The following is a 21,629-nucleotide window of genomic DNA, read 5'->3' on the forward strand; positions in this document are numbered from 1 at the left end:
CCGACCCCCACCGCCGTGGGGCGGTGCGAGCCTACAAGGGCGCCGGGATGTCGGGGTGTCCCTGGTGGACGGTCAGCGGGCGAGCTGGGAGAGCAGGGTATCCGCCGCCGCGTACGGGTCGAGCGCGCCCTCAGCCACCTTGGCGGCGAGCGTGGGCAGCTCCGTACCGTCGCGCAGTGAGCCGATCCGGGCACGGAGCACGCCGAGCGCGATGGCCTCGATCTCGGCGGCGGCCCGCGTCTCCTGGCGGTGGCGCAGCTCGCCGTGCTCGACCAGCCAGCCACGGTGCTTGTCGATCGCGGCGGCGATGTCGTCGATGCCCTCGCCCCGCGCGGCGACCGAGCGGACCACCTGCGGCCGCCACTGCCCCGGGCCGCGCTCACCGAGGGCGATCATGCCCTGGATGTCGCGGACCGTGGCGTCGACGCCGTCCCGGTCGGCCTTGTTGACCACGAACACGTCGGCGATCTCCAGGATGCCGGCCTTGACCGCCTGGATCGCGTCGCCCATGCCGGGGGCGAGCAGCACCAGCGTGGTGTCGGCCAGCGACGCGACCTCCACCTCAGCCTGGCCGACGCCGACGGTCTCCACCAGCACCACGTCGCAGCCGGCGCCCTCCAGCACCCGGACCGCCTGCGGCGTCGCGGCGGCCAGCCCGCCGAGGTGCCCACGGCTGGACATCGACCGGATGTAGACGCCCGGGTCGGTGGCGTGGTCCTGCATCCGCACCCGGTCGCCGAGGATCGCCCCGCCGGTGAACGGGCTGGACGGGTCGACCGCCAGCACGCCGACCCGGTGCCCGCGCGCCCGCAGCGCGCGGACCAGCTCATTGGTGGTGGTCGACTTGCCCACCCCGGGCGAACCGGTCAGCCCGACCACCTGGGCCTGCCCGGCGTAGGGCGCGAGCGCCGCCGCGATCTCCGGCAGCAGATCGTCGCCGTTCTCCACCAGCGTGATCAGCCGGGCCACCGCGCGGGGGTCGCCCGCGCGGGCCCGCTCGACCAGCAGCGGTACGTCCCGGCTACGGCGCACCGACGAGGCGCCCGGCGCCGGAACGTGCTCGACCGCTTCGCTCACTGTGCCATTTTCGTTCACGACTGCGGGGCTCGCAGAACCGGCTCGCTCCTCGCGCTCACTGGTTGGTCTCAGCCTTACCCGGAACATGGATGATCAGGGCGTCGCCCTGGCCACCGCCGCCGCAGAGCGCCGCCGCGCCGGTGCCGCCGCCACGCCGCCTCAGCTCCAGCGCGAGGGTGAGCACCAGCCGGGCACCGGACATGCCGATCGGGTGCCCCAGCGCGATGGCACCACCGTTGACGTTGACCTTGTCCGGGTTGATCCCGAGGTCACGGGTGGACTGCACGCCGACCTGGGCGAAAGCCTCGTTGATCTCGATGAGGTCCAGGTCCTCGACGCTCAGGCCGCCCTTCTTCAGGGCGTGGTTGATCGCGTTGGACGGCTGCGAGTGCAGGGAGTTGTCCGGGCCCGCCACGTTGCCGTGCGCGCCGATCTCGGCCAGCCAGGTCAGCCCCAGCTCCTTGGCCTTGGCCTTGCTCATCACGACCACCGCGGCGGCGCCGTCGGAGATCGGCGAGGAGCTGCCGGCGGTGATTGTGCCGTCCTTGGCGAAGGCGGGACGCAGCTTGGCCAGCGACTCGACGGTGGTGTCCGGGCGGATCCCCTCGTCCTCGTTGATCACCAGCGGGTCGCCCTTGCGCTGCGGGATCACCACCGGGGTGATCTCCTCGGCGAAGTGGCCGTTCTTCTGCGCGGCCGCGGCCCGCTGGTGGCTGGCCGCGGCGAAGGCGTCCTGCTCGCTGCGGGAGATGCCGTGCTTCGTGCCGAGCCGCTCGGTGGACTCACCCATGGAGCAGCAGTCCCAGGCGTCGCTGAGCCCGTCGTGCGCCATGTGGTCCTTGATCACCACGTCGCCGTACTTGTAGCCGGAGCGCTGGCCGAGCAGCAGGTGCGGGGCGTTGGTCATCGACTCCATGCCACCGGCCACCACGACGTCGAACTCGCCGGCCCGGATCAGCTGGTCGGCCAGGGCGATGGCGTCCAGGCCGGAGAGGCAGACCTTGTTGATGGTCAGCGCCGGCACGGACATCGGCACGCCGGCCTCGACCGCCGCCTGCCGGGCCGGGATCTGACCCGCACCGGCCTGGAGGACCTGACCCATGATCACGTACTGGACCTGGTCCGGGCTGATACCGGCCCGCTCCAGCGCTGCCTTGATCGCGATCCCGCCGAGCTTCGTGGCCGGGAGGTCCTTGAGGTTGCCCAGCAGCCGCCCCATCGGGGTCCGCGCGCCGCTGACGATCACCGAAGCCATGCCTGCCTCCGAGGGGGGTGCCGAGCTGTACGCCTTAACGATTGTTCGGTCAGACTAACGCCATGGCTGAGAACTCCCCCGCCGAGCCCGGTGCGGACTACGTCACAGACATCGGGCTTCGCAAGATTGACCACGTCGGGATCGCCGTGGCCGACCTGGACGCCGCGATCGACTTCTACCAGCGGACGTTCGGGATGCGCTGCGTACACATCGAGACCAACGCCGAGCAGGGCGTCCGGGAAGCGATGCTGGCCGTCGGGCCGACCGCCGAGGGCGGCTGCGTGCAGTTGCTCGCCCCGCTCACCCCCGAGTCGACGATCGCCAAGTTCCTGGACCGCAACGGGCCGGGCGTGCAGCAGGTCGCGTACACCGTGGTGGACATCGACGTGGCCTGCGCGGCGCTGCGCGCGCGGGGGATGCGGCTGCTCTACGACGCCCCACGGCGCGGGACCGCGGACTCGCGGATCAACTTCGTGCACCCCAAGGACGCCGGCGGCGTCCTGGTCGAACTCGTCGAACCCGCCGCCTCGCACTGAGCCCCCACGCCCCACGCGGCGCCGCTCGCTGGCGGCCGGGGCTCTGATCAACTCCAGATCGCCGATGTGGCGGTGTCGCGATCGTCCGGACACCGCCACATCGGCGAAATGGAGACGATCGAGCGTCGCGGGGACCGCGCAACGGGCCCGAGAGCGCGTGGGTGCGCGGTTGGCGGGGCCGCCGGACACCTTCACGCATCGGCCGATGCAGTTTTTCACAGATGACTTCCGGCTTTAGCTACCGTTCAGTAACGTCCCGGCCCACAGGAGCGCGACCGGTGCCGGATGTGTCGAATGCCGACATGGCGGTCGTGCCCACCGGCGCCGACGATGGCAGCACCCGGGCCCGTGCGGGTGCGGACGAACCGGAGGTCACCGTGCAGGACATCCTCGAAGCAATCATGGCGGCGGAGGAATCGAGCGACCCGGACCGCGAACTGGCCGGCCTCGCCGGGCTGCCCGTACCGGAGAGCTACCGGGGCGTGGTCGTCCGCGCCGAAGAGGCCCGGATGTTCGACGGCATGGCCACCCGGGACAAGGACCCCCGCAAGGCGCTGCACGTGCAGGAGGTGCCGACACCGGAGCTCGGGCCGGGCGAGGCGCTGATCGCGGTGATGGCCAGCGCGATCAACTACAACACGGTGTGGACCAGCATCTTCGAGCCGCTGCCCACCTTCAAGTTCCTCCAGCGGTACGGCCGGATCTCCGAGCTGACCCGCCGCCACGACCTGCCGTACCACGTGGTCGGCTCGGACGCGGCCGGCGTGGTGCTGCGCACCGGCCCCGGGGTGACCCGGTGGGCCGCTGGCGACGAGGTCGTCGCGCACTGCCTCTCCGTCGAGCTGGAGGACGCGGCCGGACACGACGACACCATGCTCGACCCACAGCAACGGATCTGGGGCTTCGAGACGAACTTCGGCGGGCTGGCCGAACTGGCCGTGGTCAAGGCCAACCAGCTGATGCCCAAGCCGCGCCACCTGAGCTGGGAGGAGGCGGCCAGCCCAGGGCTGGTCAACTCCACCGCGTACCGGCAGCTCGTCTCGCACCACGGGGCCAACATGAAACAGGGCGACGTGGTGCTGATCTGGGGCGCCTCCGGCGGCCTCGGCGGGTACGCCACCCAGATGGCGCTGAACGGCGGCGCCATCCCGGTCTGCGTCGTCTCGTCGCCGGAGAAGGCCGAGCTGTGCCGCCGGATGGGCGCGGAGCTGGTCATCGACCGGGCGGCCGAGGGCTTCCGGTTCTGGAAGGACGAGGAGACCCAGGACCCGGACGAGTGGAAGCGCCTGGGCGAGCGGATCCGCGAGCTGACCGGGGGTGAGGACCCGGACATCGTCTTCGAGCACCCCGGCCGGGAGACCTTCGGCGCGAGCGTCTACGTGGCCCGGCGCGGCGGCACCATCGTCACCTGTGCCTCCACCAGCGGCTTCCAGCACCAGTACGACAACCGCTACCTCTGGATGCACCTCAAGAGGATCGTCGGCAGCCACTTCGCCAACTACCACGAGGCGTGGCAGGCCAACCGCCTGGTCGCGCTCGGCAAGGTGCACCCGACGGTGTCCCGCACCTACCCGCTGGAGCAGACCGGCCAGGCGGCGTACGAGGTGCACCGCAACGCCCACCAGGGCAAAGTCGGAGTGCGCTGCCTCGCCCCCGCCGACGGGCTGGGCGTCCGTGACGGGGAGTTGCGGGCCCGGCACGAGGACGCGATCAACCGGTTCCGGGGGCACTGACCGGGCCGCAGGCCGGACGGACGAGCACCGGATGGCCATTGCGGTGAACGGCCATTGTTCTTCCACCCTATTTGTGGGATACCCAGCCGGATCGAACAAAGGGCCACGGGCACGTCCCGTGGCCCTTTTTCGTGTCACTCTCCGTGGCGTCCGACCCGCCCGGGACCTGCCAAGATCGCCGATTGGTCCGGCCTCGCCGATTGCGGGAGTTGACCATGTAAAGAGGACACGAAAGCTGCGCACCGCTCTTGCGAAGCACCCTGGGGCGTCTGCCAGTATGTCCCAATGCCCCAGCAGCAGTCCTCCCCTCTCGCGTTCTTCGATAACGCGAACTCGCAGCCAGATTTCACCGTTGGCCTGCGCGGATACAACACTCACCAGGTCGACGACTTCCTCGGCCGGATGACGGCCGCGCTGACCCAGTCCGAGCAGGCCCGTGCCGAGGCCGAGCAGCGGATGAACGACGCTCAGCGTCGCCTCCGCCAGGCCGAGCAGCGCATGAGTGCGCTGGAGCAGAAGCTCACCGACACGAACAAGCAGCTCGAAGAGAACAACCGGCCCACCCTCTCCGGGCTCGGCACCCGCGTCGAGCAGATCCTCCGGCTCGCCGAGGAGCAGGCCAACGACCACCGCAACGAGGCCAAGCGCGAGTCTGAGGGCATCCTCTCCGCCGCCCGCCTCGAGGCCCGTGAGATCACGGACAAGGCCCGCGCCGAGGCCGCCGCGATGAAGGCGAGCGCCGAGCGCGAGGCCGGCAACCTGCGCACCGCCGCCGAGCGCGAGGCCGCCGAGGTCCGGGTGCAGGCCCGCCGCGAGGCCGACACGCTGCGCGCCGACGCCGACCGCGAGACCAAGCAGCTTCGTACCGTCACCGCACACGAGGTGGCCGAGCTGAAGTCGACCGTCGAGCGGGAGGTGGCCACCCTCCGGGCCACCGCCGAGCGGGAGATCACCCAGCAGCGGGCCAAGGCCGCCCGCGAGGCCGAGGAGAAGCGCGCCGAGGCGACCAAGCTGCTCACCGACGCACGGGACAAGCGCGACAAGGACCTCCAGGCCCTGGAGCTCCAGCTCGCCGAGCGGCGGGAGAAGGCCGAGCGCGAAGAGTCCGAGCGGCACGCCGCCCAGGTCGCGCAGACCCAGAAGATGGTCAGCGAGGCCGAGCAGCGGGCCCGCGCCGCGCAGGAGCGCGCCAAGGAGATCGAGCAGCGCGCTGAGGCCCGCCGGGTCGAGTCGGAGCGCAGCGCAGCCGAGACGCTCGACAAGGCGAAGGCGCACTCGGAGAAGACGCTCAACGAGGCCAAGGCCGAGTCGCAGCGCCTGCTCACCGAGGCCCGCACCGAGGCGGAGCTGACCACTCAGGCCGCCCGCCGCGAGGTCGAGGACCTCACCCGGCAGAAGGACGCGGTCACCTCGCAGCTCGGTCAGATGCTCTCCGGGCTCGCCGGCATCGTCCCCGGCATGCCAGCCGCGGCCGCTCCGGCGGCCAAGCCGGAGGCCAAGAAGGCCGACGGCGGTCAGGAGCGGGCGACAGCGGAGACTGCCGGCTGACGCCAGGCGTCAGGTTGGGGCAACGACGGCGCGAGGTGACACCGGGTAACCGCTGTGACCTCGCGCCGTGTGCGTTTCCCGCCCCTTGGCATCACCCGTTGCGTCCGGAGTGAAGTAGGTCCCATAAGGGGCGTCCGTATCGCCCCAGCAGGGGCCGTTGCGTGTGAGGATGGGGGCATGTCGCACGGCGAGGAACTGTTCGCACTCGGCGGGGACGTGACCACGGAGCCCAGCTTCGAGTCCGCTCTGCGGGGATACGAGAAGAAACAGGTCGACCGGTACGTCGCGCGTGCCGAGCACGAGATCGCGACCCTCGCCGCCGAACGGGAACAGGCATACACACAGATCCACAAGCTCGCCGGCCAGGTCGAGGTGCTTCAGCGGGACCTCGTCCAGGTGCGCAAGCAGATGAACGTGGTGGACCGGGCCTCGTTCCGGCACCTCGGCCCCCGGGTCGAGTCGATCCTCGCCCTCGCCGAGGAGCAGGGCGAGGAGATCCTGTCCGCGGCGAACGAGGAGATCGAGGCCCGCCGCGCCGCCGCCGAGCACATCATCGATGAGGCCCGCGAGCAGGCCGCGCGGGCACTGAAGGACTTCGAGATCACCCTCGCCGCACGACGCGCGGAGGAGGAGCGGCACAGCGCCGCCCGGCGCGCCGAGGCGGAAGAGACTCTGCAGTCGGCCAAGGACGAGTCGGCGCAGTTGCGCAAGACGGCGCAGGACGCGCTGGCGAAGGCCCAGCAGGAGGCCACCCAGCTGCGGGACACCGCCAAGGAGATCCACACCCGGGCCCAGCAGGAGGCCACCAAGCTGCGCGAGGCGGCCCGCGAGACGCTGACCACCGCCCGGCAGGAGGCCAGCGAGCTGCGCGAGGCCGCGAAGGAGGTGCACGCCAAGGCCCTGCAGGAGGCCAAGCGGCTCACCGACACCGCGACCGAGGCCGGCCGGGCCACTCACGCCAAGGCGCAGCAGGAGGCCAAGCAGATCATCGACGACGCGTCGATGGCCGGCCGGGCCACCCGGGCGAAGGCCCAGCAGGAGGCGGAGCGGCTGATAACGCAGGCCACCGAGTCGGCCAAGCGCAGCCGGGGCGAGACCGAAGCGTACGTGCAGCGGATGCGCAGCGAGACCGAGGCGTACGTGCAGCACGCCCGGGCGCAGACCCAGCAGGAGCTGGGCGCCTGGCGGGCCGGCGTGGAACAGGAGGTCAACTCCCGGCGGGAGACGGCCGACCGGGAGCTGGCCCAGCGGCGGTCCACTGCCGAGCAGGAGTTCGCCAAGCGTCGCGACGAGCTGGAAAAGCAGTACAAGTCCCGCCAGCACGAGCTGGAGACCGGTTTCACCAGCCGTCAGGAGGAGCTGGAGACCACCTTCAGCAGCCGCCAGCAGGAACTGGAGACGGGCTTCATCACCCGGCGCGACACACTGGAGACCGAGTACACCACCCGCAAGAACGAGGTCGAGCAGGGCGCCGACGCGATCCGCCAGGCGGCCGAGCAGGATGCGCTGACCATGCGCCGGCAGGCCGAGGAAGAGTCCGCCGAGATGCTGAGCCGGGCCGAGACCGAGGCGGGCGACAAGCGCCGCGAGGCCGACGAGCATGTCGCGGCCTCCCGCCGCCAGTTCGAGGAGTACGCGGCCACCACCCAGCAGCACCTGGCCACCACCCAGCAGCATCTGGCTGCCACTCAGCAGGAGTCGGCGGCCGGCCGGCAGCAGCTCGCCCAGGTGATGCTGGAGATCGCCCAGGCCCAGCAGCAGCTCGCCGACCTGCGGCAGGAAACCTGGAAGTCCCGGCAGGAGTCCGACGAGCTCCAGCGGCAGATGGCCGAGCTGCGGTTGCAGAGCGTCACCGTCCCGACCGTCGACGGGGCCGCGAGCGCGCCGGCCACGCGCGACGGAGCGACGGCGAGCGCGCCGGCCACGCGCGACGGAGCGACGGCGAGCGCGCCGACCAGCGGAGACGGCTCGACCGCACCGGTTGCTGGAGACGGTCCGACCGCGCCGGTCGCTGGAGACCGTCCGACCGCGCCGGTCGCTGGAGACGGCCTGACCGCACCGGTTGCTGGGGACGGCCGCGTGACCGCCCCGGCCACGGCGATCACCGAGGCTGCCCCGGCGACCGCCGGAGCCGCCGCGAACGGGTTCAAGGCCGAGCCTGCCGACGCCCGGCAGCCGGCGAACGCCGAGGCCGAGCCCGCCGAGCAGTCCACGACCCGGCCGGTGGCCGAGCCGTTGACCACCGTCGACGGCGGGGCGGCCAGCGCCGGGGTGGACGGCGAGCCGACCGTGGCCGCCGTTCCGGGTGAGGGTGGCCGGGGCGCCAAGCCGACCAAGATCACCAGCACCGGCGAGAACGGCAAGCGGCCGACCAAGCCGACCACCGACGAGCGCAGTGCCAAGCCCAGCAAGGTCACCGTCGAGAAGGACTGACCCGCACGGCAACAGCCCGGCCCCGACCGCGTCGCTGTCGAGCTGCCCCAGATCTGGTTGTCGAGCTGCCCCAGATCTGGGGCAGCTCGACAGGGCGTCGGAACAGCATCGGGCACCGGCCTGATCAGCCGGGCTGGCACGGCAGGTCAGGGCCCGGAGGCGGGTCGATGACCGGGCGGCGGAACGGGCCCCACGCCACGAAGCGTTCGAACAGCTCCCGAGGGGTCGGCCCGTCGTAGGGGTTGAGCTGGTACAGGTCGTGTGCCGCCTCGTGATAGAGCCCGGCCAGGTAGATGGTCAGGGGCCGCCGGGTCCGCGTCGAACTCCGCCTTGAGCAGCAACCGGGCCTCCGCGCACGGCCACGGCCGGCCGTCGGCCCGGCAGCACCACATCGGCCGCAGCGGGGTGTGCGGCGTCCGTTCACCGCAGGCTCGGGGATGTGCGGGGTACGGCCCGAGCCGCGGGTGCGGCAGCCCGGCCATCGACGTACGCGCCCGCGACCGTCGGGGCCAGCCGGGGCGGCTTGAGCTGGGCATGGGGTACCTCCTCGACTGGGGACGGGAACGCGCCGCCGGGTGCGCGGGCCCGGTGGGGTGACAACCGGAGCTGCCGACGGCGAACCGGTAGGTGACAGTCTGCTGATCACACCGCTACGGTCGGAAGGCGTCGGCGCGTCCGACGGCGAGGCTGCGTCGGTTGCGCGGCCCGCCGGGCGGGCCGGTGGAGACGACCCCCGACCTGCGGAGGCACTGTGGAAGGCGACGCCGCGCCGACGGCCGACATGATCCGCGCCCAACTGCGCCGGCTGCGCACCGCCGCTGGGATGAGTCAGGAGGACTTCGGCCGGCTGGTGCACTACTCCGGTTCGATGGTGTCCGCGCTGGAGCTGGGTCAGCGCCCGCTGGACCGGCTCTTCCTGGCCCGCGCCGACGAGGTGCTGGCCACCGGCGGCCTGCTGGTCTACCTGCTCAAGCTCGCCGAGCGGGACGGCCAGCCAAGCTGGTTCCGGCCCTGGCTGGACGCCGAGCGCAGCGCCCGCCAGTTGCGCTGCTTCCAGCCCACGCTGATCCCCGGCCTGCTCCAGACCGAGAACTACGCCCGCGCCGTCATTCGCTGCGATGACCTGCTCAGCGACGACGAGGTGGAGCGACGGGTGCACGCCCGGCTTGACCGACAGTCGCTGCTGGTCCAGCCGGAGCCGCCGCAGTTCATCGCGGTCGTCGACGAGTTGGTGCTGCGGCGTGCCGGGGAGGACGTCCGAGGGCTGATGGTCGAGCAGATCACTCATCTGGTCGCCAGCCTGGAACGGCCGCACGTCAGCCTGCACATCATTCCGGCCGAGGTCGGGCTGCACGTCGGCCTGTCGGGGCCGTTCAATCTGGCCCGTGGCGCCGACGGTGGTTGGGTGGGACACATGGAACACCAGATTGACGGCCTCGTGGTAGATGGCGACCATGAGGTGGCCACACTGCTGGCGCGCTGGGAAATGATCAGGAATGGTGCCCTGTCCCGCCGGCAGTCGATCGAGCTGATGAAGGAAGTCGTGACCACATGGACCTGACCGGTGCCCGGTGGCGCACATCCAGCCGGAGCGGCAACGGAGAGTGCGTCGAGGTGGCGGACAATCTTCCCGGGGTGGTGGGCGTGCGGGACAGCAAGGACCGAACCGGCCCGGTGCTGGTCTTCGCGCCGGCCGCCTGGCGGGCGTTCGTCGCCCTCGCCCGCCGACCCACCGCCTGACCCGGAGGTCCTGTTGCCGCAGAACGGCCCGCCGACCGAGAACCCGGACGCGACGCCCGGTCGCCCGCCGGCCAGTCCCCCGCCGATCACTCCCTCGCCAACCGAGACGCCACGCCCGGTGCCGATCCCCGACCCGGGCGTCGACCCGGACGAGCCGCCGGCCGTCCCGTCCGGAAAGTTCGGCACGCCGGGGCGTCCGCTTCGGCGCAACAGCTTCCTGATCGGCTTCACCGGCGCGGTCGGCGTGCTGCTGGCGTACACCCTTTATCTGGGGGTCCGCAACGCCGGCGGCATCCTGGTGCTGGTGGTGATCGCGCTCTTCCTCGCGGTCGGCCTCAACCCGGCGGTGGTCCGGCTGCGCCGCTGGAAGCTGCCGCACGGCCTGGCGGTCGCGTTGGTGGCGCTGACGGTGGTGCTGCTGCTCTGCGGCGGCGTGGTGGCGCTGGTACCGCCGATCGTGACCCAGTCCGGGCAGTTCATCGACCAGATCCCCAGCCTGGTCGAGGACCTGCGCCGCAACCCGACGGTCAATGACCTGGTGGAGCGGTACGACGTGATGGAGCGGGTGCAGAGCGCGGCCAACGCCCAGACGGTGGGCCGGGCGCTGGGCGGGGTGCTCGGCGGCGCCCAACTGATCTTCGGCACGGTGTTCCGGACGCTGACCGTGCTGGTGCTGACCATCTACTTCCTGGCCTACTTCAACCGGCTGCGCTCCCTGGGCTACGCGCTGGTGCCGCGCTCACGCCGGGAGCGCGTGCAGCTGATCGGTGACGAGATCCTGGCCAAGGTCGGCGCGTACATGGTCGGCGCGTTGAGCATCGCGGTGCTGGCCGGCGCGACCACCTTCGTGTTCGCGTTGATCGTCGGGCTGCCGTACCCCTTCGCGCTGGCCGTGGTGGTGGCGGTGACCGACCTGATCCCGCAGATCGGTGCCACCCTGGGCGCGGTGGTCGTGAGCCTGGTCGGTTTCGCCACCAGCCTGCCGGTGGGTATCGCCTGCGTGGTGTTCTTCCTCATCTACCAGCAGGTGGAGAACTATCTGATCTACCCGAAGGTGATGCGGCGCTCGGTCGAGGTCAACGAGGTGGCCGCCCTGCTGGCCGCGCTGCTCGGGGTGGCGCTGCTGGGCGTGGTGGGCGCGCTGATCGCCATCCCCACGGTGGCCGCGCTGCAACTGATCCTGCGCGAGGTGGTGCTCCCCCGGCAGGAGACCCGCTGACCGGCCCCTGGGGTCAGTCGGCCTGGCCGGCGAGCGGCCCGGGGACGGGGACGTCGGCGAACGACGCCACCGTCCGGTCGGCGTACGCGCTGACGTCGCCGGCTTCCATCGGGCCGTCCCAGGTGGTCGGCAGCGGCACCGTGACCGCCGGGTTGACCCGACGGACGATCTCGTCGAGCACCCTCTCCGCGTCGCCGACCCAGAGGTGTTTGGCGCCCGGCACCCCCACCACCTCGGCCTGCGGCACCGCGGCGAACCGCTCCTCGGCCTCCGCCGGGCGCAGGTAGTCGTCGAACTCCGGCACCAGGGCCACCAGCGGCCGACCGGAGGCGGCCCAGGTGGCCAGGTCTTCGGGGGCCGAGAAGCGCAGCGGCGGGGAGAGCAGGATCGCGCCGGCGATCGCCGGGTCGCAGCCGTACTTGAGCGCCAGGTCGGTGCCGAACGACCAGCCGACCAGCCAGATGTTCGGCAGTTCGGCGAACTCCGCGTACTCGATGGCGGCAGCCACGTCGAAGCGCTCGCCGACGGCCCCGTCGAAGGCCCCCTCGCTGGTGCCGCGCACGCTGCTGGTCCCCCGGGTGTTGAACCGGAGCACGGCCACGTCGGCCAGCGCGGGCAGCCGCCAGGCCGCCTTGCGGAACACGTGGCTGTCCATCATCCCGCCGTGGGTCGGCAGCGGGTGCAGACAGACCAGGGTGGCCACCGGCGGCCGGTCGGCCGGCACGGCCAACTCGCCGACCAGCCGCAGACCATCGGCGGTGTGCAGCTCGATGTCCTCCCGGCGGCCGGGCAGGATCGACGACGCGCGGATCGCTGTGCTCACCGCTCAAGTCTGTCGCGAAGTCACCGCCGCCGCCCGCCCAGGCACGAACAGGGTGATCCAGGTCGCTCAGTAGCGCGGAGTGCCCCGGCCGCGCTGCACCGCCGGGCCACGCCGGTCGCGAGCGCGCCAGCAGCCGCTGTGCCAGTGCCGCCGGTCGGTGAGGTCACCAAGGCCGTCCGCAGGCCAGGCCACCAGGTGCGCCACGCCGGGCCGAATCTCCTGGTTACAGCCGGGGCAACGGTACGTCTTGACCGACGCCTCCGCGCCGATCCCGCGTACCTGCCAGGCGCCGTCGGTCCACTGCTGCACCGAGGCGACGCCCTGCCGGACCCGGTCGTCGTCCAGGTTGGCGTTCTCGTCCCGGCGGGGGCGATTGCGACGGGGGCTCACAGTCACCAAGCGTACGGTCCGACGGGCGGGACGGCCCCACGGCCGTCCCGCCCGACGGCTGAGATCGGCGTTGACCCGTCAGCGGTGCGAGTGGTCGCGGAAGCCCCGGCGGGTCTTGCGGCCCAGGTAGCCGGCGGTGACCAGGTGCTCCAGCAGCGGCGCGGGCGCGAAGCCCGGCTCGCGCAGCTCCAGGTACAGCTCCCGCTGGATGGCCAGCGAGACGTCCAACCCGACCACGTCGAGCAGGTCGAACGGGCCCATCGGGTAGCCGCAGCCCAGCTTCATGGCGTGGTCGATGTCGTCGGCCGTGGAGTAGCTGGCCTCCAGCATCTTCACCGCGTCGTTGAGGTACGGGAAGAGCAGCGCGTTGACGATGAACCCGGACCGGTCGCCGCAGACCACGGCGGTCTTGCCCAGCGCGGCGCAGACCGCCCGGGCGGTCGCGGTGGTCTCCGGGGAGGTGCGGATGGTGCGGACCACCTCGACCAGCGGCATGATCGGCGCCGGGTTGAAGAAGTGCAGCCCCACCACGTCGGCCGGCCGGTGGGTGGCCATCGCCACGTCGATCACCGGCAGGGACGAGGTGGTGGTGGCCAGCACCACGCCCGGCTTGCAGATCTCGTCGAGGCTGGCGAAGAGCGCCTTCTTCACGCTCAACTCCTCGACCACGGCCTCGACCACCAGGTCGACGTCGGCGAGGTGGTCGAGCGCGGCCGACCAGCTGATCCGGCCCAGCGCGGCGTCCCGGTCGGCCTCGGCGAGCTTGCCGCGCACCACGCCCTTGTTCAGCGAGGTCTTCACCGCCTCGCAGACCTTTGCGGACTTCTCCGCGCCCCGGGTCACCGAGACGACCTCGTAGCCGGCCTTCGCGAAGACCTCGATGATCCCGGTGGCCATCGTCCCCGAGCCGACCACGCCAACCTTGGTGATGGCCCGCGCGCCGTCGGCGAGCGCGACCTCCGAGGCCAGCGGCGTCGCCTCGTCCGGTACGACCACCGGCGAGCCGGGCCGCTCGTAGGTGTAGAAGCCCCGGCCGGACTTCCGGCCGAGCAGCCCCGCCGTCACCATCTGCTTGAGCAGCGGCACCGGGGCGTGCCGGCGGTCCCGCCCGCCGCGCCGGTACATGGTGTCCAGGATCTCGTACGCGGTGTCCAGGCCGATCAGGTCCATCAGCGCCAGCGGGCCCATCGGCAGGCCGCAGCCGAGCTTCATGGCGGCGTCGATGTCCTCTCGGGTCGCGTAGTGCGACTCGAACATGCCGACCGCGTGGTTGAGGTAGCCGAAGAGCAGCGCGTTGGCGATGAAGCCGGCGCGGTCGTTGATGGTGACGTCGACCTTGCCGAGCCGGGCGCAGAGCGCCTCCACGTCGGCGACCACCTCGGGCGCGGTGACCACGGTGCGGACCACCTCGACCAGCTTCATCACCGGCGCGGGGTTGAAGAAGTGGATGCCGATCACCTGGTTGGGCCGGGTGGTGGCCACCGAGATCTCGGTGACGCTCAGCGACGAGGTGTTGGTGGCCAGGATGGTTTCCGGCCGGCAGACCCGGTCCAGCTCCGCGAAGATCCGCTGCTTAAGGTCCAGGTGCTCGGGCACCGCCTCGATGACCAGGTCGACGGAGTGCAGCGCGTCCAGCCCGACCGCGAAGTGCACCCGCTCGTGCAGGGCGTCCCGGTCCGCCGCGGCGAGCTTGCCCTTGGCCACCGCACGGTCGGTGGAGCCGGTGAGGGTGACCCGGCCACGCTCCAGCGCCGGCTCGGAGATCTCGACCGCCACCACGTCGATGCCATTGCGGGCGAAGACCTCGACGATGCCGGCACCCATGGTGCCCAGCCCCACAACGCCTACGGTGCTGAACTCGCGCGCCACGACCGGCCTCCCCAGACAGTCCGCACGACCACTGAACGGCCGCTAAGGTTATGCGCGCGAGTCTGCCACGTGACGCACAGTTGTCGAGGCGCCGTGGCATATTTCACCCACGACGACACCGTCTGACCGGGTTGCCGAGGCTCCGCTTCAGCTCGCCGGGACAGTGGTCAGCGCCAGCAGCTCCGAGACGAACGCCGCCGGCCGCTCCAGGTGCGGACTGTGCCCACAGCCGGGCAGCACCACCTCGTGGTACGCGCCACCGGCCGCCGCGTACCGCTCCAGCACCGCCCGGGTCTGGCCGATCATCGGCTGCGCCGGGCAGTTCTCCTCACCAGGCCAGCCGGGCACCACACCCAGCGAGCCCAGGTACGCCAGGTCGAACAGCGAGGTGTCCGACACGATCACGTCGGCGTCGCCGCGTACCCAGGTGACCGGGGGCTTGTCGGCGACGGCCACCAGCTCGTCGGCGAGCCGGAACCAGGTCGGCGCGAGCGCGTTGAGCACCCCGCGCTCCCCCGGCGCCATGCCCGGCCAGTTCTCCGAGGACGCCGCCGTGCCGGGGTAGTTGTCGTCCCCGGTCGCGGTGGAGAGCAGGCTGTCCAGCAGCAGTTCCTCGTCCGCGCCCAGCGACGCCGGATCAGCCACGTAGGTGGCCCGCAGCACGGCGCGTGGGCTGGTCTGGGCGTCCGGGCTCCGGTCGTGGGCGGCCAGCCGGGCGACGAAGTCAGCGTTGGCCGTGCCGGCGCCGGTCCCCGCGAAGTCGGCGGTGGTCGGTGTACCGACCAGGTCGCGGGTGCCACCGAAGCCGTACGGGGAGACCGGCGCGGCGAGCAGCAGCGCTCCCACCCGGTGTGGGTGGTCGACCAGCAGCCGCATCGCCACGCCCCCGCCGAGGGAGTGCCCGACCACCACTGGGCGGGCGTCGGCGGTGCCGAAGAGCGTCGGGTCGTCCAGCAGCGCGGCCACGTCGTCGGCGAAGTCCGTCAGCCCTCGGGTGGCGTTCACCGGGGCGGTCTCGGAGTCGCCGTAGCCGCGCAGGTCCGGGGCGACCACCCGCAGCGTCGGCGGCAGCCGCCGGACCAGCGGCTCCCAGAACAGCGCGGACGAGCAGTTGCCGTGGATCAGCAGCACCGGGATGCCGTCTGGCGGGCCTGCCACCCGTACCGCCTGGGTGATGCCGTTCGCCGTCACGGTCCGCTGCTCGGTCTCCATTCGCGGGATGGTGCCACGCCCGCCGACGCCGGTCCATGTGCCAGCCACCCATCCGCGGTCCGCCGCGAATGTGGCCCACCGGCATCCGAGTGAGGGGTCAGCGGCGCGCGGAGGGCGGTGTGGCCAGGGGCAGAGGCAGCGTCGGCCGGATGTCGCGCCGGGACGGGCCGAAGCTGAGCCCGACCGGATCGGTGTGGGCCACCCCCGGGTCGAACAGGCGCAGCTCGGTGCGGCCGATCCGGATCAGGTCGCCGTCGGAGAGTCGTTCCACCTCGGTGATCCGGCAGTCGTTGAGCCAGGTGCCGTTGGTGGAGCCCAGGTCCCGGAGCGAGGCGCCCTCCGGGGCCAGCCACACCTCCGCGTGCCGACGGCTCAGGTGCGGGTCGTTGATGACCACATGACCGGTCGGGGCGCGACCGATCACCTGCGGCTCGGCCCGCAGTCGAAAGCTCGCCCCGCGCATCGGCCCACCTGCGACCGTCAACAGTGGCCTCAGTTCCGGATGTTCGTCCATCGACAGTCATCCCTCCACCCACACCGTCACTCCGCGCGTCAGCCTGCCACCAGACGGTAATCGTCAATATTGACCGGCCGGTCAGCTCCGCGCCACCGCCCGGCCACCTCCCGTTCGACGATTCGGACGGGCGACATCCGGCCCCAAGGCCCCGAACTGCTCTGATCAACGAGTGGGCGGGTCGATGCGACTCCCGTCCCGCCGGCCCGAATCAGGGCCTACCGGCGAGTAATCTCCGGGTCTAGACTTCCGCCATGACGGCTGTTCATGTCCCGGGCACCCCGGTCATCGATGCGGGCCTGCTGGTGTCCACCAGCCCGGCCACCGGCGCCGAGGCCGGTCGCTTCCCCGTCGCCACCGACGTGCGGCAGGCCGTTGACCGCGCCCGCGCCGCGGGCGAGTGGTGGGCCGGCCTGGGCTTCACCGGCCGTCGGGCGCGGCTGCTGCGCTGGCGCGCCCTGCTCGCCAAGCGGATCGAGCAGCTCGCCGAGCTGATGCACCTCGAGGGCGGCAAGCCCGTCGCCGACGCCATCGTCGAGATCGTCACCGCGATCGAGCACGTCGACTGGGCCGCCCGCAACGCCGGCCGGGTGCTCGGCCCGCGCCGGGTGCGGTCCCGGCTCATCCTCGCCGAGTTCTCCGGGCACCTCGAATACCAGCCGTACGGCGTGGTCGGCGTCCTCGCGCCGTGGAACTATCCGGTCCTCACCCCGATCGGCTCCGCGGCGTACGCCCTCGCCGCCGGCAACGCCGTGGTGTTCAAGCCGAGCGAGTACACGCCGGCAATCGGCCAGTGGCTGGTGGACAGCTTCGCCGAGGTCGTCCCCGAGCAGCCCGTGTTCACCGCCGTGCACGGGCTGGGCGACGTGGGCGCCGCGCTGTGCCGCTCCGGGGTGAACAAGGTGGCCTTCACCGGCTCCACGGCGACCGGCCGGAAGGTGATGGCCGCCTGCGCCGAGACGCTGACCCCGGTGGTCATCGAGGGCGGCGGCAAGGACGCCATGATCGTCGACAGCGACGCCGACCTGGACGCCGCCGCAACGGCGTGCGTCTGGGGCGGCATGACCAACGCCGGCCAGACCTGCATCGGCATCGAGCGGGTGTACGCCGTCGACCCGATCTTCGACGCCTTCGTCGACAAGGTGGTGGCCCGTGCGGGCCGGCTGACCGTTGGGCCGGACGGCGAGGACATCGGCCCGATCACCATGCCCGGTCAGATCGACGTGATCCGCCGCCACATCGAGGACGCGGTCAGCTCCGGTGGGCGCGCCGTGCTCGGCGGCCCGAGTGCGGTGCAGCCGCCGTACGTGCACCCGACCGTGCTCGTGGACGTACCGGAAGAGTCGGCCGCCGTCCGCGAGGAGACCTTCGGGCCGACGCTGACCATCAGCCGGGTCCGCGACGCCGACGAGGCCGTCGCCCGGGCCAACGCGCTGCCGTACGGGCTCGGTGGTTCGGTCTTCGGCCGGCGCCGCGCGGTGACCATCGCCCGACGGCTGCGCTCCGGGATGGCGTCGGTCAACTCCACCCTGACCTTCGCCGGGATGTCCACCCTGCCGTTCGGCGGGGTCGGCGACTCCGGCTTCGGGCGGATCCACGGCGAGGACGGCTTGCGCGAGTTCGGCCGGACAAAGGCGATCACCCGCCGGCGAGCCCGGTCACTGCTGCCGTCGATGACCTTCGAGCGGACCCCGGCCGACGTCGCCCGACTGGTCAAGACCATCAAGATGCTGTACGGGCGGTGACTCTCAGAAGAGGGTCAGCTCGTCCTTCTCGATGCCCCGCAGCTTGTCGTAATCCACCACCACGCACCGGATGCCCCGGTCGGCGGCGAGCACCCGCGCCTGCGGCTTGATCTCCTGCGCGGCGAAGACCCCGGCGACCGGGGTGAGCAGCGGGTCGCGGTTCATCAACTCGAGATAGCGGGTGAGCTGCTCCACCCCGTCGATCTCACCGCGCCGTTTGACCTCGACGGCGACCGCGCCCTGGTTGGCGTCCCGGCAGAGCAGGTCGACCGGACCGATCGCCGTCATGTACTCGCGGCGGACCAGCGTGTACCCCTCGCCCAACGTGCCCGGGTTGGCCGCCAGCAACTCCTGCAGGTGCGCCTCCACCCCGTCCTTGCGCAGGCCGGGATCCAGCCCCAGCTCGTACGAGGTGTCCTGGAAGATCTCCTCCAGGGTGATCCGCAGCTCCTCGCCGGCCTTGTTGACCACCCGCCACACACCGGGGGCCTCCTCCAGCCGACACGGCGGGCTCATCCAGTTCAACGGCTTGTACGCCCGGTCGTCGGCATGGATCGACACCGACCCGTCCGCCTTCACCATCAGGAGCCTGGTGGCCAGCGGCAGGTGAGCCGAGAGCCGTCCGACGTAGTCCACAGAGCACTTCGCAATGACCAACCGCACCCGACGAGGGTAGCCGAGCACCCACCGGTCGCCAGCGAGCGGCACTGGCGCGTCGATGCGATGCTGAGACCGTGCTCGAAGTCCTCACCGGTACCGGACTCGCCGCGTCGGCGGGGCTGAACGCCTACATCCCCCTGCTCACCCTCTGTCTGCTCGCCCGCTACACCGACCTGATCGACCTGCCCAGCGGCTGGACGTGGCTCGGCAACGGCTGGGTCATCGTCATCCTGGCCGCCCTGCTCGCCGTGGAGATGGTGGCGGACAAGGTGCCGGTGGTCGACCACGTCAACGACGTGGTGCAGACCGTGGTCCGACCCACCGCCGGCGGCCTGGCCTTCGGCGCCGGATCATCGTCGGAGACGGTGACGGTCAGCGACCCGGCGAGCTTCTTCTCGTCCCACCAGTGGGTGCCGGTGGTCGTCGGCGTTCTGCTCGCGTTCGGCGTACACCTGCTCAAGTCCGCCGCGCGGCCGGTGGTCAACGCCACCACCGCCGGGTTCGGTGCCCCGGTGGCCAGCACCGCCGAGGACGCCACCAGCGTGTTGGTCTCACTGGCGGCGATCCTCCTGCCGGTGTTGGTGCTCGCCTTCCTGCTCGGCCTCGTGGCGTTCGTCTACTGGTTCCTGCGCCGGCGCTCCGAACGTTGCCGGGAACGCCAGGCAGCCCGCGCCGCCGGCTTCCGCGTCTGACGGCTGGCGCGCCCAGGTTCGCCTGTTGTCCAGGTTCGTCGTGACCCTGGACATGCCGCTGGCCGGCACCCCGGGTTGGGGGTGCCGGCCAGCGGTCGGTTCATGCGGTGCTGTGAGTCAGCTGTTCCAGTACTGGCCGACCAGGTCGGTGGCCTGCTTCTCCCACTGGGCGTAGGCGTCCGGGTAGGCCGACACCTGCACGGTCTGCGCGGCGTCGGTCAGCGGCATGTCCTGCCACCCGTCGACCTGCTTCAAACCCTTCAGGAACGCGGTGGTCGAGTACTCAGGATCGGTGATCTGCTCCGGCGCACCCCAACCACTGGACGGCCGCTGCTGGAACAAGCCCAGCGAGTCGTGGTCGTTCATGTCGCCGAGGTGGCCGAGGTTCTCCAGCTTCGACTCCTGCAGACTCGTCGCGATCGAGATGACCGCCGCCCGCTCCGGCAGACCAGCCTTCTTCGTCGCGGCGATGATCGCCTTCACGTTGGCGGTCTGCTCACCGTTCAAGTCGATGCGGGACTGCTCACCCTGCGGCGAGACCGACTGCACGGCCACGGCGGCGGGCTTGGTGTCGACGGGGGTGGCGGCGTGGGCGGCGATCGGACCGGCGAACACACCACCGGCGAAGGCCAGACCAGCAACGGACAGCACACTCTTACGCATGATCGTGTTCATGGGGGTAGCTCCTTCACGGGGGTAAACACCCAGCCGACCGGGGGATCGGCGTTACAGGGTGCGAGCACCTCGTCCGGCGCTAACAAACAACAAGGGGAAAAGTCTTTTCGGCGGCCTACAAGCGGGGGGCTCGTGGCGCCGGGTCTGTGTGTAACGACCGCCGGGCCGACATCATTCCGGGCTGGCCCATCCGCCGGCACCCTGTCGAGCGGGGCGCGGGGGCGGTCGTTCGGGGATCTATAACGACCGGGCTTGGCCTGGCATTCCAACCTCGGGGGTTGGGGCGGCGGGCCGGTGGTGCTGCGATCGTCAGGGTATGTAACGACCCCGGGCCGGCCCCCATTCCACCGCACGGGTGCAGCCAGTCACACCCCAGAGACCCCCGATAACGGACATTCGGCGCCCGGATCGCCCACCGCTCCCGGCGTCAGCCGGACATTCGACGCACGCCGGCCACGCCCCGGCCTTCAACGCACGCCCGGCCACCGCCCCGGCGTCAGACCGGGCCGGATGGCCATGGTCAACTCCAGATCGCCGACATGGGGGCATCACCGCGCCGGGATACCGCGACATCGCCGACACCGAGTCGATCACCCCGAAACCGCGCGACCCGGCCCGGGGTCGACAACACCGGTGATACCTCACAGGCATATTTATGCCTCACAGGTATCACGCCAACAACAGCGACCGACCGGAAGGCGAGGGTTGGGGTTGGGGCTGGGCTGGGGCTGGGGCTGGGGCCGCGTCCAGGCGATCGGGACAGAGGGCGACCACCGACGCGCGATCGGAGCAGACGGCGACCACCGACGCGCGATCGGGACATGCGGTGACCATCGACGCGGCGATGGACTGGCCGCACCCAACCGTGGGTCGGGAAAGACGACCACTCCCAGGGCGGACCCGCCTGCCGGCGCAGGCATCAGGACCGACGACGACAGCCGACACGGGGTGGAGCCCGCCGTCCAGCGCAGGAACCAGAAAGCGACGGCGACCACCGACAGGGTGGGGCCCGCCGTGCCCGGCGCAGGGATCAAGCCTGACCGCCCGGAGCCGGGCACGGCGGGCCCCACCCCACCAACGACGCAAGCCCACCATCGGGGCAGACGCCACCCCCGGAGGCAAGGGGCAGGCAGCACGCCATAGCCAGCCCAGGAAGCCGACAAAAGCCTAGGATCGGGGCAAGAGTCCGAGGAGGTTGGCATGACCACAGCGATCGAGATGCCCCGAGTTCAGGAGTGCGTGGTGGCTGCCTGCGCGTACAACAACGCCGGCGACTGCCACGCCTACGCGATCACGATCGGCAGCATGGATCACGCCCACTGCCACACCTTCGTCGAGTCACCGGTCCGGGGCGGCGTGGAGAGTCTGATCGCCCAGGTGGGTGCCTGCCAGCGTTCCGACTGCCAGCACAACGAGCAGTTGGAGTGCCACGCGCCGTCGATCAGGGTCGGGCCGGACAACGACCTGGCCGACTGTATGACCTACGTCGGCCGCTGACCTGCCAAACC

At 71.4% G+C, this 21,629-nt stretch carries 19 protein-coding genes and 1 pseudogene; 10 read left to right on the forward strand and 10 right to left on the reverse strand.

Annotated features, from left to right (window positions below):
• Positions 1-72: 72 nt before the first annotated feature.
• Both meaB and OG470_RS00910 read right to left on the reverse strand, forming a co-directional pair.
• Positions 73-1,077, reverse strand: coding sequence for a methylmalonyl Co-A mutase-associated GTPase MeaB (gene meaB, locus OG470_RS00905; protein ID WP_328419781.1), 1,005 nt, complete (start codon positions 1,075-1,077; stop codon positions 73-75).
• Between the two features lie 55 nt (positions 1,078-1,132).
• Positions 1,133-2,332 carry an acetyl-CoA C-acetyltransferase gene (locus OG470_RS00910; protein WP_328419783.1) on the reverse strand — a complete coding sequence of 400 codons (1,200 nt, stop codon included), beginning with the start codon at positions 2,330-2,332 and terminating at the stop codon, positions 1,133-1,135.
• Positions 2,333-2,394: 62 nt separating this feature from the next.
• On the opposite strand from OG470_RS00910, the gene mce reads away from it, so the two are divergent.
• From mce to OG470_RS00930, 4 genes are all read left to right on the forward strand, one after another.
• The gene (gene mce, locus OG470_RS00915; RefSeq protein ID WP_328419785.1) at positions 2,395-2,868 is read left to right on the forward strand and encodes a methylmalonyl-CoA epimerase; all 474 of its coding nucleotides are present in this window, start codon (positions 2,395-2,397) and stop codon (positions 2,866-2,868) included.
• A 377-nt stretch (positions 2,869-3,245) separates the two neighbouring features.
• The gene (ccrA, locus tag OG470_RS00920; RefSeq protein WP_328426059.1) at positions 3,246-4,601 is read left to right on the forward strand and encodes a crotonyl-CoA carboxylase/reductase; all 1,356 of its coding nucleotides are present in this window, start codon (positions 3,246-3,248) and stop codon (positions 4,599-4,601) included.
• Positions 4,602-4,886: 285 nt separating this feature from the next.
• Positions 4,887-6,149, forward strand: a complete 1,263-nt coding sequence (locus OG470_RS00925; protein ID WP_328419787.1) for a DivIVA domain-containing protein — start codon at positions 4,887-4,889, stop codon at positions 6,147-6,149.
• Between the two features lie 177 nt (positions 6,150-6,326).
• Positions 6,327-8,582, forward strand: coding sequence for a hypothetical protein (locus OG470_RS00930; protein WP_328419789.1), 2,256 nt, complete (start codon positions 6,327-6,329; stop codon positions 8,580-8,582).
• Between the two features lie 124 nt (positions 8,583-8,706).
• Here the strand turns inward: OG470_RS00930 and OG470_RS00935 are convergent.
• Positions 8,707-9,064: pseudogene (locus OG470_RS00935) on the reverse strand (hypothetical protein).
• A gap of 299 nt (positions 9,065-9,363) precedes the next feature.
• Here OG470_RS00935 and OG470_RS00940 point away from each other — a divergent pair.
• From OG470_RS00940 to OG470_RS00950, 3 genes are read left to right on the forward strand one after another with little or no spacing between them, the layout of a single operon-like run.
• The gene (locus tag OG470_RS00940; protein ID WP_442931168.1) at positions 9,364-10,143 is read left to right on the forward strand and encodes a helix-turn-helix domain-containing protein; all 780 of its coding nucleotides are present in this window, start codon (positions 9,364-9,366) and stop codon (positions 10,141-10,143) included.
• Positions 10,134-10,322: a DUF397 domain-containing protein gene (locus OG470_RS00945; protein WP_328419793.1), complete on the forward strand. Its 189-nt coding sequence runs from the start codon at positions 10,134-10,136 to the stop codon at positions 10,320-10,322. Before OG470_RS00940 ends, OG470_RS00945 begins: the two co-directional genes overlap by 10 nt.
• A gap of 13 nt (positions 10,323-10,335) precedes the next feature.
• Complete coding sequence (locus OG470_RS00950; protein WP_442931027.1) at positions 10,336-11,541, forward strand: AI-2E family transporter; 1,206 nt, start codon at positions 10,336-10,338, stop codon at positions 11,539-11,541.
• A 13-nt stretch (positions 11,542-11,554) separates the two neighbouring features.
• Here the strand turns inward: OG470_RS00950 and OG470_RS00955 are convergent, their stop codons facing one another.
• The 5 genes from OG470_RS00955 to OG470_RS00975 all read right to left on the reverse strand — a co-directional run bounded on the left by OG470_RS00955 (position 11,555) and on the right by OG470_RS00975 (position 16,298).
• Complete coding sequence (locus tag OG470_RS00955) at positions 11,555-12,364, reverse strand: alpha/beta hydrolase (protein ID WP_328419795.1); 810 nt, start codon at positions 12,362-12,364, stop codon at positions 11,555-11,557.
• 66 nt (positions 12,365-12,430) lie between these two features.
• A complete protein-coding gene (locus OG470_RS00960; protein ID WP_328419797.1) occupies positions 12,431-12,754 on the reverse strand; it encodes a hypothetical protein in 324 nt (107 codons plus the stop codon).
• Positions 12,755-12,832: 78 nt separating this feature from the next.
• Positions 12,833-14,623 carry a 3-hydroxyacyl-CoA dehydrogenase family protein gene (locus OG470_RS00965; protein ID WP_328419799.1) on the reverse strand — a complete coding sequence of 597 codons (1,791 nt, stop codon included), beginning with the start codon at positions 14,621-14,623 and terminating at the stop codon, positions 12,833-12,835.
• A gap of 147 nt (positions 14,624-14,770) precedes the next feature.
• Positions 14,771-15,835, reverse strand: coding sequence for an alpha/beta hydrolase (locus tag OG470_RS00970; RefSeq protein ID WP_328419801.1), 1,065 nt, complete (start codon positions 15,833-15,835; stop codon positions 14,771-14,773).
• A 97-nt stretch (positions 15,836-15,932) separates the two neighbouring features.
• On the reverse strand, positions 15,933-16,298 hold the full coding sequence (locus OG470_RS00975; RefSeq protein ID WP_328419803.1) for an FHA domain-containing protein: 366 nt from the start codon (positions 16,296-16,298) through the stop codon (positions 15,933-15,935).
• A gap of 305 nt (positions 16,299-16,603) precedes the next feature.
• Between OG470_RS00975 and OG470_RS00980 the strand changes: the two genes are divergently transcribed.
• The gene (locus OG470_RS00980; RefSeq protein ID WP_328419805.1) at positions 16,604-18,094 is read left to right on the forward strand and encodes an aldehyde dehydrogenase family protein; all 1,491 of its coding nucleotides are present in this window, start codon (positions 16,604-16,606) and stop codon (positions 18,092-18,094) included.
• Between the two features lie 3 nt (positions 18,095-18,097).
• Here OG470_RS00980 and nucS read toward each other — a convergent pair whose 3' ends face one another.
• The gene (gene nucS / locus OG470_RS00985; protein WP_328419807.1) at positions 18,098-18,757 is read right to left on the reverse strand and encodes an endonuclease NucS; all 660 of its coding nucleotides are present in this window, start codon (positions 18,755-18,757) and stop codon (positions 18,098-18,100) included.
• 71 nt (positions 18,758-18,828) lie between these two features.
• Between nucS and OG470_RS00990 the strand changes: the two genes are divergently transcribed.
• Complete coding sequence (locus OG470_RS00990) at positions 18,829-19,446, forward strand: DUF4126 domain-containing protein (RefSeq protein WP_328419809.1); 618 nt, start codon at positions 18,829-18,831, stop codon at positions 19,444-19,446.
• Positions 19,447-19,563: 117 nt separating this feature from the next.
• Here OG470_RS00990 and OG470_RS00995 read toward each other — a convergent pair whose 3' ends face one another.
• Positions 19,564-20,121 (reverse strand): hypothetical protein, encoded by a 558-nt coding sequence (locus OG470_RS00995; protein ID WP_328419811.1) that lies wholly within the window; start codon positions 20,119-20,121, stop codon positions 19,564-19,566.
• 1,200 nt (positions 20,122-21,321) lie between these two features.
• Between OG470_RS00995 and OG470_RS01000 the strand changes: the two genes are divergently transcribed.
• The gene (locus OG470_RS01000) at positions 21,322-21,618 is read left to right on the forward strand and encodes a DUF1540 domain-containing protein (protein WP_328419813.1); all 297 of its coding nucleotides are present in this window, start codon (positions 21,322-21,324) and stop codon (positions 21,616-21,618) included.
• Positions 21,619-21,629 lie beyond the last annotated feature (11 nt).

It is taken from the genome of Micromonospora sp. NBC_00389 (assembly GCF_036059255.1).
Classification (GTDB): Bacteria; Actinomycetota; Actinomycetes; order Mycobacteriales; family Micromonosporaceae; genus Micromonospora.